This is a genomic window from Lysobacter sp. GX 14042 (assembly GCF_021390425.1).
Lineage (GTDB): Bacteria > Pseudomonadota > Gammaproteobacteria > Xanthomonadales > Xanthomonadaceae > Novilysobacter.
In genome coordinates, this window is record NZ_JAJUWY010000004.1 from 150,209 (window position 1) to 163,126 (window position 12,918).

13 protein-coding genes are annotated in these 12,918 nt (G+C 71.5%); 2 read left to right on the forward strand and 11 right to left on the reverse strand.

Going from position 1 to position 12,918, the window contains the following annotated elements; genetic code table 11:
• Positions 1-50 precede the first annotated feature (50 nt).
• The 5 genes from LY625_RS08025 to LY625_RS08045 all read right to left on the reverse strand — a co-directional run bounded on the left by LY625_RS08025 (position 51) and on the right by LY625_RS08045 (position 5,273).
• Complete coding sequence (locus LY625_RS08025; RefSeq protein ID WP_233739502.1) at positions 51-1,421, reverse strand: MATE family efflux transporter; 1,371 nt, start codon at positions 1,419-1,421, stop codon at positions 51-53.
• 55 nt (positions 1,422-1,476) lie between these two features.
• Positions 1,477-2,574: a sensor domain-containing diguanylate cyclase gene (locus tag LY625_RS08030; protein WP_233739503.1), complete on the reverse strand. Its 1,098-nt coding sequence runs from the start codon at positions 2,572-2,574 to the stop codon at positions 1,477-1,479.
• Between the two features lie 129 nt (positions 2,575-2,703).
• The gene (locus LY625_RS08035; RefSeq protein WP_233739577.1) at positions 2,704-2,868 is read right to left on the reverse strand and encodes a hypothetical protein; all 165 of its coding nucleotides are present in this window, start codon (positions 2,866-2,868) and stop codon (positions 2,704-2,706) included.
• A gap of 56 nt (positions 2,869-2,924) precedes the next feature.
• Entirely contained in the window at positions 2,925-3,878 is a 954-nt protein-coding gene (locus tag LY625_RS08040; protein WP_233739504.1) for an SDR family NAD(P)-dependent oxidoreductase, read from the reverse strand.
• Between the two features lie 102 nt (positions 3,879-3,980).
• Complete coding sequence (locus LY625_RS08045; protein ID WP_233739505.1) at positions 3,981-5,273, reverse strand: adenylosuccinate synthase; 1,293 nt, start codon at positions 5,271-5,273, stop codon at positions 3,981-3,983.
• Between the two features lie 202 nt (positions 5,274-5,475).
• On the opposite strand from LY625_RS08045, the gene LY625_RS08050 reads away from it, so the two are divergent.
• Positions 5,476-7,101 (forward strand): Mbeg1-like protein, encoded by a 1,626-nt coding sequence (locus tag LY625_RS08050; protein ID WP_233739506.1) that lies wholly within the window; start codon positions 5,476-5,478, stop codon positions 7,099-7,101.
• A 109-nt stretch (positions 7,102-7,210) separates the two neighbouring features.
• A complete protein-coding gene (locus LY625_RS08055) occupies positions 7,211-7,867 on the forward strand; it encodes an ankyrin repeat domain-containing protein (RefSeq protein ID WP_233739507.1) in 657 nt (218 codons plus the stop codon).
• A 46-nt stretch (positions 7,868-7,913) separates the two neighbouring features.
• On the opposite strand, the gene LY625_RS08060 is transcribed toward LY625_RS08055, so the two are convergent.
• The 6 genes from LY625_RS08060 to miaA form a co-directional block, all read right to left on the reverse strand.
• Entirely contained in the window at positions 7,914-8,108 is a 195-nt protein-coding gene (locus tag LY625_RS08060) for a DUF2065 family protein (RefSeq protein WP_233739508.1), read from the reverse strand.
• A gap of 10 nt (positions 8,109-8,118) precedes the next feature.
• Positions 8,119-8,982: a protease modulator HflC gene (locus LY625_RS08065; RefSeq protein ID WP_233739509.1), complete on the reverse strand. Its 864-nt coding sequence runs from the start codon at positions 8,980-8,982 to the stop codon at positions 8,119-8,121.
• Entirely contained in the window at positions 8,979-10,073 is a 1,095-nt protein-coding gene (gene hflK, locus LY625_RS08070; RefSeq protein ID WP_233739510.1) for an FtsH protease activity modulator HflK, read from the reverse strand. The genes LY625_RS08065 and hflK overlap by 4 nt, the downstream gene beginning before the upstream one ends.
• 30 nt (positions 10,074-10,103) lie before the next feature.
• The gene (gene hflX, locus LY625_RS08075) at positions 10,104-11,390 is read right to left on the reverse strand and encodes a ribosome rescue GTPase HflX (RefSeq protein WP_233739511.1); all 1,287 of its coding nucleotides are present in this window, start codon (positions 11,388-11,390) and stop codon (positions 10,104-10,106) included.
• Between the two features lie 107 nt (positions 11,391-11,497).
• Positions 11,498-11,797: an RNA chaperone Hfq gene (gene hfq, locus LY625_RS08080; protein WP_233739512.1), complete on the reverse strand. Its 300-nt coding sequence runs from the start codon at positions 11,795-11,797 to the stop codon at positions 11,498-11,500.
• Between the two features lie 166 nt (positions 11,798-11,963).
• Complete coding sequence (gene miaA, locus LY625_RS08085; RefSeq protein WP_233739513.1) at positions 11,964-12,917, reverse strand: tRNA (adenosine(37)-N6)-dimethylallyltransferase MiaA; 954 nt, start codon at positions 12,915-12,917, stop codon at positions 11,964-11,966.
• Position 12,918 lies beyond the last annotated feature (1 nt).

Sequence of the window (12,918 nt, forward strand, 5' to 3'; positions counted from 1 at the left end):
CCAAGTGGCCGGCCCGGTACCGCCTGAACAGGTCACGCGGCCGACCGGCCCTACCCGTGACCGACCGTCGCGGACGTGCGGCCGCAGGGCGCCAGTTCCCTCTCCAGCCGCCGGTAATACGGCAACAGCGCCGCTGCGCGCGCGACCACGAACACGATGAAGGCGGCCCAGAGCCCGTGGTTGCCGAAAAACGTCGCCAGCGGCCACGCGGACAGCAGGAACACGGCCAGCGACAGCAGGCCGGCGTTGCGCATCTCGCGGGTCCGGGTGGCACCGATGAACACGCCGTCGAGCTGGAATGCCGCCACCGAGAGCAGCACGTACAGCCCGGTCCATGGCAGGTAGGTGACCGCGGTGGCCCTGACCTGTTCCAGCGAGGTCAGCGCGCCGACCACCGGCGCGCCCAGCAGCCAGATACCCACGGCCAGCACCGCGGCAGTAACCAGTGCCAGCTCGCTGGACAGGCGCACCACGCGGCGGAACCGCGCCGGATCGCGCGCGCCTGCCGCGCCACCGACCAGTGCTTCGGCGACGAAGGCGAAGCCGTCCAGGAAGAACGCGCTGAACGACACCAGCTGCAACAGGATGTGGTTGGCCGCCAGGGTCACGTCGCCGAAGCGGGCGCCCTGGTTGGCGAACCAGCCAAAGCCCAGCAGCAGGCACAAGGTGCGCACCATGATGTCGCCATTGGCCGAGAGCGTGCGGCGCAGCCGGGTGCGATCAGCGATGCGCGCCCAAGGGAGGAATGCGCCGGCATCGGAATGCCGCGCCCGCAGCGTCCGCCACAGCACCACCGCCGCGACCAGGCAGGTGGCCCATTCGGCGATCGCCGTGCCCAGCCCGATGCCGCGGGCACCCATCCCCAGCGACCCGGCCAGCCAGATGTCCAGTCCGGCGTTGAGGCCGTTGAGCAGCAACTGCACCAGCAGCAGCGCGCGGCTGTGGCCCAGCCCGATCAACGCGCCACTGAAGGCGTACAGCGCCAGCGCCGCCGGGGCACCCCAGATGCGCGCGGCGAAGTACGCCTTCCCGACCGACTCCACGGGCGCGCTGGCGTCCATGAGCCCGAAATACGCCTGCACCAGCGGCCACTGCAGCAGCAACAGCCCCAGCCCCAGCGCCACCCCCAGCAACACCGAACGGGCCAGCGTCGCCCGCACCTCGGCCTCGTCGCCGGCGCCCGCCGCCTGCGCGGTGAAGCCGGTGGTGGCCATGCGCAGGAAGCCGAAGCTCCAGTAGATGAAGTTGAACAGCAGCGCGCCCAGCGCCAGCGCCCCCAGGTCCACCGCGCTGCCGAAGTGGCCGATGACCGCGGTGTCCACCAGTCCCAGCGAGGGCACGGCGGCATTGGCGATGATGATCGGCCAGGCCTGCCGGGCGAGGGAGGCGCGGGTGGGCACCGGGGCGTGAGCGGCGGTCATGGCCCGGCATGATGCCGTGCCGGCGGGCGGCGGCGCCTGTGCCGGTCGGCCCGGCTCAGGCCGCGTCGCGGATCGCCGCCGCGGCGCCCTCGCCCACCCGGTTGCGGCCGCCGCGCTTGGCCTCGTACAGCGATGCATCCGCGGCGATCATCCAGCGCCGCAGGGTGGTCGCCTCCGGCCCCGCGGCGGCCACGCCGAGGCTCACCGTGCAGCGCAGGCCCGGGGCGCCCGGCACCTCCAGGCTCTCGACTCCGCACCTGACCCGGTCGGCCAGCCGGATCGCTTCGGCCTCGCCCGCGGGCAGGACAATGGCGAACTCGTCGCCGCCATTGCGGCCGACCGGGTGGTCCCCGGCGCAACTGCGCAGGACGGCTGCCAGTCCGCGCAGCACGTCGTCGCCGGCGGCGTGGCCGTACTCGTCGTTGATCCGCTTGAAGTCATCCACGTCCACCACCACCAGGCTCGCTGGCGCCCCCCGCTCGTGCCAGTCATGCAGCAGGCGCTGCGCATCCTCCTCCCACTGGCGGCGGTTGCTCAGCCCGGTCAGCGGATCGGTGCTGCTCAGCTCGTCGAGCCGGATGTTCTGCCGGTGGACCCGGCGCACCAGGTAATAGGAGTGCAGGCTGACCACGATGGTGTGGATCAGCAGGATCGGCATGCAGGCGATGATCACCGCCATGTCGGTGCGTGGCTGGAACGCGAAGCCGCCCAGCACCGCCCCCAGCAGCACCGCCCCGAGCATCCAGGGCATGGAGCGCCGCCACAGCCCGCGTATGCCGGTGTTGATCTTGTCGACCGTCGCCAGGGTCAACAGCAGGGCGCCGGGCAGCAGGTTGAAGTGCATCAGCGACACCCACAGCCCGGCGATCGCCGAGTCGACCACCAGGTTGTGCTTCTCGGTGGCATACGGATCGGCGCTGGTGCGCGAACGCAGCAGGGCCAGGTGCGGCCACAGGAGCGAGCTCAGCACCAGCAGCGCCCACAGCGGCCAGCCTGCCGCCTGCTGCTGGAGCACGACCCCGACGGGCAGGCCCGACAGTCCCATGCCCAGGATCCGCAACGGGTAGACCCGGCGCGGAAATGCCAGCCGGTGCCGCGCGCGCGCGGACACGCCCGGACGGCCCGGATCGCCCGAACCTGCTTGCTGTCGCACGTCTCCTCCCCCACCCCGGGAACGAATGCCAGTGCAAACGCGGGAAGCGGGGGAAAGCGGACGCCACAGGCAAGCGCATCCGCCGGACCGGGTCGCGACCGGCCGCGCACACCGCGGCCGGAACAGGCATCAGCCTCCGGCGAGGCCGCCACCCATGCGGCCGGGGAGCGCCTCGTCGTCTTCGACCGCCTCGGGGTCGTCCAGATCGCCGACCTCGCGGTCCATGCCGGCCTTGGGGTCGGGCGGGGTGGTCGGGGCTTCCGGCGGGTTCTTCCGGTCCTGATGGTTGGCCATGCGCATGTCCTCCAGTGGGAAGCACGACGGTAGGGCGCCGGGGGTGAACGCCCGGCCTAGTCGCCCTGCCGCTCGCGCAGCTCATCCTCCCGCTCCATCCGTTCCCGCACCCCGCCTTCCACCCCGCGCCCCGATTCCATCGCCACGAACAGCGTGCCATCGGTCGACGGCGCCGGCAGCGCATCCTCCATCTGCGACCTGTCCGCCAGATCCGCAGACATCCGCTCCGACAGGTCCGGGGCGAGCTTGTGGGTTCCATACGAGGCCTTGGCCTTCCAGCCGACCGCCAGCTCTTCCTTCGGGTCCAGTGCGATGTCGATGATCGCGTCCACCACCTCCTGCGGGTCGTCCATCGCCGCCATCCGCGGCGCGCGGCCGGTGAAGTTGGCGGCGTGCTCCCACCACGGCGTGTCGACCGCCCAGGGCATGACGGTGGCGACCTTGATGCGTTCCTGGCCATCCAGCCGCAGTTCCTCGTTGAGCACCCGGCCCAGGCTCAGCACGCCGGCCTTGGATGCCGAATAGGAGCCCTGGTAGGCCATCGGCACCTCGCTGTCGATCGAGCCGATGTTCACCAGGGTGCCCTCGCCCTGGGCGCGGAACCGGCGCACGGCAAAGTAGCTGCCGTAGACCACGCCCTTGAGGTTCACGTCGACCACCCGGGCGTGGTGGCCTGGCGGGATGTCCCAGAACCGGCCCAGGGCGCCGATGCCGGCATTGTTGATCCACACATCGATCCGCCCCGTGGGGGCGAGCGCGGCCTCGGCGAGTGCCTCCATGTCCCTGACCTGGGTGACATCGCCGGGGACCACGATCGCGGCCCCGCCGGCGGCCCGGGCCTGGTCGGCGATTTCGCCGAGCAGCGCCTCGCGGCGCGCGAGCAGGACGACATTGGCGCCGCGCGCGGCGAGCTTCAGGGCGACGCCGCGCCCGAGCCCGCTGGACGCGCCGGTGATGACGAAGGTCCTGCCCCGCAGGCTTGCGGCGTCGGGATCGCGTGCCATGGCCATGGGAAACTCCCTTAAATCACGGAGTTTCCCGGCCCGGGCGTCGGACGGACGTGAACCCGGATGTTCCGCGCGCACCCGGGCGCGCTGCGCCTGCCCCGGGAATCAGCCCCAGGGGTCGCGCAGCACGATGTTCGCGTCGCGGTCCGGCCCGGTGGAAACCATCGCCAGCGGGCAGCCCGACAGCTCCTCCAGCGAGCGCAGGTAGGCGCGCGCGGCCGGCGGCAGCTTGTCCCAGTCGGTGATGCCCTGGGTGCTTTCCTGCCAGCCGGGGAACTCCAGGTACACCGGCACGCACTCCTCCCAGCCCTGGGCGTCGAGCGGGGCGTACTCGGTCTGTTTGCCGCGGTACTGGTAGCCGATGCACATCTTCAGCGTGTCGAAACCGTCGAGCACGTCGAGCTTGGTGATGCACAGCCCGCTGATGCCGTTGATCGCGACCGCGCGCTTGAGCGCGACGATGTCGATCCAGCCGCAGCGGCGCGGGCGGCCGGTGGTGGCGCCGTATTCCTGGCCACGATCGCGCAGCCGCTGGCCGGCCTCGTCGTCCAGCTCGGTCGGGAACGGACCGCCACCGACGCGGGTCGCGTAGGCCTTGCAGATGCCCAGCACGTAGTCGATCGCGTCCGCGCCCACGCCGGTGCCGGCCAGTGCACCGCCGACGGTGGTGTTGGAGCTGGTCACGTAGGGATAGGTGCCGTGGTCGATGTCCAGCAGCGAACCCTGCGCGCCCTCGAACAGCACCCGCTTGCCGGCCTTGCGCAGGTCGTGGAGGATGCCGGCCACGTCGGACTTCATCGGCTCGACCACCTCGGCGAAGGCCAGCGCCTCGTCCAGGGTCTGCTGGTAGTCGATGGCGTCCGCGCCCAGGTACCGGGTCAGCACGAAGTTGTGGTAGTCGAGCGCGGTGCGCAGGAGTTCCTCGAGCTGCCTCGGGTAGTGCAGGTCGGCGACGCGGATGCCGCGCCGCGCCACCTTGTCCTCGTAGGCCGGGCCGATCCCGCGCCCGGTGGTGCCGATCGCCTTGCCACCGGCGGCCTTTTCGCGCGCCTGGTCCAGCGCCACGTGGTACGGCATGATCAACGGCGTGGCCGGGCTGATCTTCAGCCGGCTGCGGACCTCGACGCCATTGGCCTCGAGTTCGGCGATCTCCTTCTGCAGCGCGCCGGGGTGCAGCACCACGCCGTTGCCGATCAGGCACAGCGCGCCCTCGCGCAGGACCCCTGACGGAATCAGGTGCAGCACCGTCTTGCGATCGCCGATCACCAGTGTGTGGCCGGCATTGTGGCCTCCCTGGAAGCGCACCACCGCGCCGATGTCCTGCGTCAGCAGGTCGACGATCTTGCCTTTGCCTTCATCGCCCCACTGGGCACCAAGAACGACGACTGACTGACCCATTGCAGATGCTCCCGAGCAAATGAGGGCCGCGGGACGTTGCCGGCGGCGCGCACAGAAAAAGCCGGAAGGAACGCCCCTCCGGCTTTTCGGCATTATCCGGGTTTCGGGGGTCCCGGGCCAGTCCCGCTAGGGTCCGCCCCAATGGCGGCCACGCGCGCGGTGCTGCAAAGCTCGGGGCGTCCGATTGAAAGGCCGAGGCGCCATGAACCCGATCACCGCCCCGTCTGTACTGCAGGCCCGGCTGGCGCCACTCGCCCCGCCGCCTCCGTTGCCCGATCGCCCGCAGGCTCCTGGGGGGAGCGCCACCCCGTACCGGCCCGAACCGTCCTGGCACCCGCAGGTCGCCCCGGCAAGCTGCGGGCCGGCGCCGGCCATGCCCTACGACGCGACCGACTTCTCCGGACATGTCTCCGGCACCCGCGGCCGCGAGATCGACGTCGACCTGATGCGCATGTCCACCACCGTCTACGGGGACGCGGACGTCGATCTGTGTGGCTGGACCGCGCTGGACGACACCCAGCTGCAGGCCGCCGGCATGGACCCGGGCCGGCTGGACGTGCCCGGGAGCCAGTTCAAGGCCGAGGTCTTCACCGACGGCCAGGGCAACTACGTGCTGGCCTACCGCGGCACGGCCGACGGCGCGGCGGACTGGATGACCAACTTCAGCCAGGGCGCCGGCCAGTACACCGACGAGTTCGACCGCCTGGCCCCCCAGGCCGCGCAGGAGTTCGCCCAGGCTTTCGGCGAGAGGGGCGTGGATGCCCAAGGCAATCCCGCCTGGACCAATCTGGCGCTGACCGGGCACTCGCAGGGCGGCGGGCTGGCGACGGTGGCCTCGGCGGTGACCGGCATCCCCGCGGTGACCTTCGACCCCTCCGGCGTGCATGACCGCACCTTCGAGCGCCTCGGCCTGGACGGCGAACAGTTCCGCAGCCAGGCGGAAGACGGCCAGGTACGCCGCTACTCGATGCACGAGGATGCGCTGACCCAAGTCCAGGAAGGCTGGATCACCGCACCGCTTGCCCCCGACGCCATCGGCCACCAGGTCATCGTCAAGCCCGAGGGCGAGCTGGCCGACCGGGTGATCGAATACGGGCTGGAACACGCCGGCGTGGATCCCGGCACCGCCGACCGCGTCAACGACGCCCTGGAGGGCCTCTCGCAACTGCCCGGCCCCCTCGGCGGCCTGGCCAGCGGCATCCAGTACCTGGGCCGGGCGGCCAGCAGCCACGAGCAGCAGGTCCTGATCGACACCATGCTGCAGCAGCAGCCGTGGCAGGACGGCTACCAGAACCCCGCCAGCATCGAGCGCACGCTGATGTCGCCGCTCAACAGCCGCGAGGTCGAGAGCCGGGTGACCGAGGAGGTCGCGCAGGGCGTGGACGAGTTCCGCGGCCACGTCGAACGGCACCAGGAAGGCCGGACCGAAGCCGAGGCACTGGCCGCCGACGGCCGTGACGTGCAGGCCCAGTGGTACCGGGGCGGATCGGATGTACGGTTCGGCCTGGACGCGGCGGGTGAGTTCGTCGACACCGCCACCGACATAGCCGGCGCCACCATTGAAGGCCTGGCCGACAATGCCGCCAACCGCCTCGAGCAGGCCGCCGGCGGCATGAGCCATCCGGTGGACCGTTTCCTCGCCAATGGCCTGGCGGATGTCACCCGCGCTGGCGGTGAAGTGATCGGCGCCATCCCACGCGGGGTCGGCGACGCTGTCGAAACGGTGGCCGGGGCCGGAGGCTGGGCGATCCAGAAGGCCAGCGAGGGCCTGGGCGTGGTCGACCAGGCCCTCACCGATGGGTGGAACTGGCTCAAGGACCGGTTCTGAAAGAACCACGCCCGAGCGCTAGTATCCCGGCATGCCCTGCCGCCAGCCCGCGACGCTGACCCTGCTGCTGGCGGTACTCATGTCCACCAGCGCCTGCAGCGGAGAACCCATGGACCTACCGTTTGACGATGCCGAGGCCGCCGGACTGGCCAGTGCGGCCCGGCATGGCAACGCCTACGCCGTGCGCACCCAGGTGCAGGATGGCGCCGACCCGGACGCGCGCGGCGAGGACGGCATCAACCTGCTGCAGTTCGCGATCCTGTCCGGCAGCCGCTCCGGCTTCGAGGCCCTGCTGGACAGTGGCGCCGACCCGGAGGCGGAAGGCTTCAACGGCACCACCGCCCTGCACACCGCGGCGCTGGCGGACGATCCCTCCTATCTGGAGCTGATGCTCGGGCAAGGCGCCGATCCCGACGCGCGTAACCGCCGCAACGGCGAGACCCCGCTGGCGGTGGCGGTGTCGCCGCGCACCAGCAGGCAGTTCGCCCTGTTGCTGGACGCCGGCGCCGACCCCAACGCCACCGATTCGCAGGGCTACACCCCGCTGCACCGCGCGGCGATGATCAATGCCGGCGCCCATGTGCTCGCGCTGCTCGAGGCCGGCGCCGCTGCGCACGCGCCGGGCGGACAGGAGGCCACCTTCCAGGCCTACTTCTTCCGCACGCCGGAAGGCTCGCTGTCGCAGCAGGCCAGGGACGAGCGCAAGGCGGTCACCGCCTGGCTGCGCGCCCACGATGTCCCGCTGGAGGCGGGAGTCGGCCCATGACCGGCTGACGGCCGGGCCCGGTCGGAACCTGCGGCCGGGCCCGCGCTCAGCCGGGGCCGCGGACCAGCCACAGGCCGGTCAGCGCGGCGACCAGCACCAGGCCACCGATGCGGCGCAGGCGCTGCTCGTCGAGCCGTACCAGCTGCACCATGGCCTGGCGCCAGGCACGCGGGGCGGCGAACAGGAACAGCCCTTCCAGCACCAGCGCCAGGCAGGCGGCCGCCATCAGCTCACCCCACATCGACCGCGGCTCAGCTGTCGCTGTCGAGATAGCGCAGGAACTCGTCGTCGCGGTCCAACACGATCACGCCCTTGCCGTCGGCGAACGCCGCGCGGTAGGCCTCCAGGCTGCGCTGGAAGGCATAGAACGCGGGGTCGCGGTTGGCTGCCTGGGCATAGATCCGGGTCGCCTGGGCATCGCCCTCGCCACGCAGCCGCTGCGCGTCGCGCTCGGCCTCTGCGATGATCACCTGCTGCTGCCGGTCGGCCTCGGCGCGCACCGTCTGCGCCTCCTCGGCACCCTCGGCGCGCAGGCGGCTGGCGACCTGGTGGCGCTGGGCGCGCATGCGGCGGTAGACGTCCTGGATGACCTGGCTGTCGGTCGGCAGGTCGATGCGCTTCAGGCGCAGGTCGATGATCCGGATGCCGATGGTGGCCGCGCCGCGGTTGATGCCTTCCAGCTGCTGCTCGATGATCTCGGAGCGGTCGCCGGAGACGATCTCCTTGAGGGTGCGGGCGTTGATCTCGTTGCGCAGCGAATCCTTGATGATCGGCGCCAGGCGGTCCACGGCGATCGATTCGTCGCCGCCGGTGGCGCGGTAGAACGCGCGCACGTCCTCGATCATGCCGACGGTGAAGAAGTCCACCGCGACGTCCTTGCGCTCGGAGGTCAGGTAGCGCTCCGGCTCGGCGTCGAGTACCTGCAGGCGGCGGTCGAAGACCAACGCGCGCTCGATCAGCGGCCACTTGAAGTGCAGGCCCGGGCCGATCCCGGTGCGGTCGACCCGGCCCAGGTTCAGGACCATGGCCACCTGGCCTTCGCGGACCACGTAGGTGCCACCCATCAGCCCGAGGACCAGGGCAACGACGAGTGCAACGAGTACCGGGTACCTCATCGGCTCACCTCCTCACGACCGGTGGGGCGCGGGCTGCGCGCGGCACCGGTGTCGGCGCCCTGGCCCTGCTCCGGCATCAGCAACTCGGGGGTGACCAGGGGCGGCTGCCGGGACTGGCCGCCATCGGCGCGGCCGCCGCCGGCACCGTCCATGGGCACGTAGATCAGCTGGCGCGAATCCCCGCCCACCACCTTGCGGTTGTCGGCCAGCACGCCCTGTACCGTCTCCAGCCACAGGCGCTTGCGGGTGACGCCCGGGGCGTGCTGGTACTCGTCCACCAGCAGCGAGAAACGGTCGGCGTCACCCTGGGCACGGGCGATGCTCGCCTCGCGGTAGCCCTGGGCGGTGGCCCGGACCCGGGCCGCCGTACCACGGGCCTCGGGGACCACTTGGGCGGCGTAGGCCTCGGCCTCGCTGATCAGGCGGTCCTGGTCCTGCTGCGCGCTGTTGACGTCGTCGAAGGCCGGCTTGACCTCCTCCGGCGGACGGGCGTTGGGCAGGTTGAGCTCGGTCACCACCAGTCCGGTGCGATACGCATCCAGGGAGGCCTGCAACTGGTCGCGGGCGGAGACCGCCAGCGCGTTGCGGGCGCCGAGCACGGTGTCCAGCGGCGAGCGGCCGACCTGCTCGCGCACGGTGCTCAGCGCGGCCTGGGTGAGCATGGCGTCGCCGTCGCGGGTACCGAACAGGTACAGGCGCGGATCGCTGACCCGGTACTGCACGTTGATCTCGACCTGGACGATGTTCTCGTCCGCGGTCAGCACCGGCACCGTGGTGCCGAAGTTCTTGATCGAGGTGGCGTTGACCTTGACCACGCGCTCGAGCGGCCATGGCAGCTTGAAGTGCGGGCCGGGCTGCAGCAGGCGCGCGTACTCGCCGAAGCGCAGGACTACGCCGCGCTGCTGCTCGGCGATCAGCACGAAGCAGTTGGCCGCCAGCCACAGTGCCAGCACCAGCAGGACCCAGCGGCCGATGCCACCTCCGCCCCCGAACAGGTTGCGCAGCGGATCGAGGATCTGCTCCAGCCCGCCGTTGCCGCGCCGCGGCCCCTTGCCGCCGGGATCATTGCTGCCGGGAGAGTTCCAGGCCATGCCAGCTCCGAGAAAATGCGACCGCTGATTCTATGGGGCGGGCAGCAGCGAAGCCAGCACGTGTCCTTCCGGACCCGTCGCCAGCCTGCGTGCTTCCGCTTCGGGAAGGTCCACCTGCAGCCGCCAGCCATGCTCGCCGGCCTGCTCGGCGCGCACCGCGCCCAGTGCATGCAGCCGTGCGTGCAGGCGGCCGGCGCGTGGCGGCAGTTCGATCGTGCCGCACACGTGGCGCATCTGCAGCACCTCGCCCACCGCCTCGGCCAGCAGCCCCACCCCGTCGCCGTCGCGCGCGGAGATCCATACCCGCGCGTGGCCGTCGGCGGGACGGTCGATGCGCGGCCGGGCGTCGTCCAGCCGGTCGATCTTGTTGAGCACCAGCACTTGCGGCAACTCGCCGGCGCCGATCTCCGCCAGCACCTCGTCGACCTGGGCGATGCGCTCGTCCCTCAGGGGGTCGGAGGCGTCGACCACGTGCAGCAGCAGGTCGGCCTCGCGCGCCTCGCTCAGGGTGGAGCGGAACGCCGCGACCAGCTCATGCGGCAGGTCGCGCACGAAACCCACGGTGTCGGCCACGGCCACCGGTCCGGCCGGCAGCTCGACCCGCCGGACCGTAGGGTCCAGGGTGGCGAACAGCTGGTCGGCGGCGTACGCGTCGGCGCCGGTCAGGGCGTTGAACAGGGTCGACTTGCCGGCGTTGGTGTAGCCGACCAGGGCCACCCGGGGCAACTCGCTGCGCACGCGGGCGCGGCGCATCTGCGCCCGCTGCACCTCGACCTTGTCCAGGCGCTTCTGCAATTGCTCCAGGCGCTTCTGCAGCAGCCGGCGGTCGGTCTCCAGCTGGGTCTCGCCGGGGCCACGCAGGCCGATCGAGCCGCCGCGCTGGCGCTCCAGGTGGGTCCAGCCGCGGACCAGCCGGGTGGCCAGGTGGCGCAGCTGCGCCAGTTCGACCTGCAGCTTGCCCTCGTGGCTGCGGGCCCTTTGGGCGAAGATGTCCAGGATCAGCCCGGTCCGGTCCACGACGCGCCGCTGCAGCACCTTCTCCAGGTTGCGCTCCTGCACCGGGCTGAGCGGATGGTTGACCAGCACCAGGTCGGCGCCGCTGGCCTCGGCCGCGGCCTGGACCTCTTCCAGCTTGCCTTTGCCGATCAGGGTGGCGGCATTGGGCCGGTCGATCCGCGCCGGGAGCACCGCCGCCACGCTGGCGCCCGCCGAGCGGGCCAGTTCGGCGAATTCTTCCAGCAGGTCCTGGTCCGGCGGACCGCCGGCGTGGGGCTGGATCAGCAGGGCGTGCTCGCCCTTGCGGGAACGTTCAAACAAGCGGGGTCATCTCCGGGCACCGGCGGCGCATCCCCACCACATGGGTCCGCGCCGCGCCAAACGCAAGCCCGCCCGTCGTTCCCGCGAACGCGGGAACCCACGGCCCGTCAGTCCTCCCCGTCGCGCTCCGCGCCGTTGCCATTGCCATTGCCATTCGCACCCGGCTCCCCGGCCTGCACGTGCCCGCCGCCCGGCCCCACGCGCACGTTGCGCGCCGGCACCACCGTGGAGATGGCGTGCTTGTAGACCATCTGGCTGACGGTGTTGCGCAGCAGGACGACGAACTGGTCGAACGATTCGATCGTGCCCTGCAGCTTGATCCCGTTGACCAGGTACACGGACACCGGGACGCGTTCGCGACGCAGCGCGTTCAGGAAAGGATCCTGCAAGGATTGCCCCTTGGACATCGAATTCCCCTAAAAAATCGGTCTGGATTTGTAGTTGTTGTATGGCCGTCCGCGGGCGGCCGGCGACCCGCCACCACCCCGTGGCAAGGCTGTCTGGGATGGTAGCGCACGCACGGGGGATTGCGCTGTGCGCTGGCCGCCAGATGCCGGCTCGTGGCCGACGCCGCTACCAGGGGAGGAACAGCGAGAGTGCCTGGTCCAGGCCGGCACGGTCGCTGACCGGATCGAACCATCGCAGGTCGGGCTGGCCCCGCAGCCAGGTGAGCTGGCGTTTGGCCAGCTGCCGGGTGGCGGCGATCGCCCGTTCGCGGAACTCCGCCGCATCGTGGCGACCGTCCAGGTGTTCCCAGGCCTGCCGATAGCCGACCGCCCGCAGCGCCGGCAGGTCCAGCGGCGCGGGATGGCCGGCCAGCTCCGGCAGCGCGCGGAGCCGGCGGACCTCGTCGAGGAAACCGGCCTCGAGCATCAGGTCGAAACGGCGGGCGATGCGCCCGTGCAGCACCGCGCGGTCGGACGGCGCGAGGGCCAGCCGCAGCACGCGGAACGGCGGGCGCGGCGGCAGCGGTTCGCTGCGCCAACCGCTCATGGTGCGTCCCGACAGCTGCCAGACCTCCAGGGCACGCTGGATGCGCTGCGGGTCGCCGGGCTGGATCCGCGCCGCGCACTCTGGATCGATCCGTGCCAGTTCGGCATGCATCGCGTGCCAGCCACCACGCTTTTCGGCCTCGGCCGCCAGCGCGGCGCGCACGTGCGGATCCGCCGGCGGCATCACCGACAGGCCCTGCAGCAGGGACTGGAAATACAGCCCGGTGCCGCCGGCCAGGATCGGCACCCTGCCCCGCGCCGCGATCCCGGCCATCGCGGCACGCGCATCGGCGGCAAATTCGGCCGCCGAGTACGCCTGCCAAGGCTCGCGGATGTCGACCAGGTGGTGCGGTACCCGGGACTGCTCGGCCGCGTCGGGCTTGGCCGAGCCGATATCCAGGCCGCGATAGACCAGCGCCGAGTCCACGCTGACGATTTCACCCCCCAGGCGCTCGCCCCACTCCAGGGCGAGCGCGGTCTTGCCCGAGGCGGTCGGCCCCATCAGGGCAATGGCCGATGGACGCCGGTCGCCCATC

Excerpts from the sequence above, each read along its gene's own strand:
- LY625_RS08025 (WP_233739502.1), bottom strand. The coding sequence starts at position 1,421 with ATGACCGCCGCTCACGCCCCGGTGCCCACCCGCGCCTCCCTCGCCCGG.
- LY625_RS08035 (WP_233739577.1), bottom strand. The coding sequence starts at position 2,868 with ATGGCCAACCATCAGGACCGGAAGAACCCGCCGGAAGCCCCGACCACC.
- LY625_RS08040 (WP_233739504.1), bottom strand. The coding sequence starts at position 3,878 with ATGGCCATGGCACGCGATCCCGACGCCGCAAGCCTGCGGGGCAGGACC.
- LY625_RS08045 (WP_233739505.1), bottom strand. The coding sequence starts at position 5,273 with ATGGGTCAGTCAGTCGTCGTTCTTGGTGCCCAGTGGGGCGATGAAGGC.
- LY625_RS08050 (WP_233739506.1), top strand. The coding sequence starts at position 5,476 with ATGAACCCGATCACCGCCCCGTCTGTACTGCAGGCCCGGCTGGCGCCA.
- LY625_RS08055 (WP_233739507.1), top strand. The coding sequence starts at position 7,211 with ATGGACCTACCGTTTGACGATGCCGAGGCCGCCGGACTGGCCAGTGCG.
- LY625_RS08060 (WP_233739508.1), bottom strand. The coding sequence starts at position 8,108 with ATGTGGGGTGAGCTGATGGCGGCCGCCTGCCTGGCGCTGGTGCTGGAA.
- LY625_RS08065 (WP_233739509.1), bottom strand. The coding sequence starts at position 8,982 with ATGAGGTACCCGGTACTCGTTGCACTCGTCGTTGCCCTGGTCCTCGGG.
- hflK (WP_233739510.1), bottom strand. The coding sequence starts at position 10,073 with ATGGCCTGGAACTCTCCCGGCAGCAATGATCCCGGCGGCAAGGGGCCG.
- hfq (WP_233739512.1), bottom strand. The coding sequence starts at position 11,797 with ATGTCCAAGGGGCAATCCTTGCAGGATCCTTTCCTGAACGCGCTGCGT.
- miaA (WP_233739513.1), bottom strand. The coding sequence starts at position 12,917 with ATGGGCGACCGGCGTCCATCGGCCATTGCCCTGATGGGGCCGACCGCC.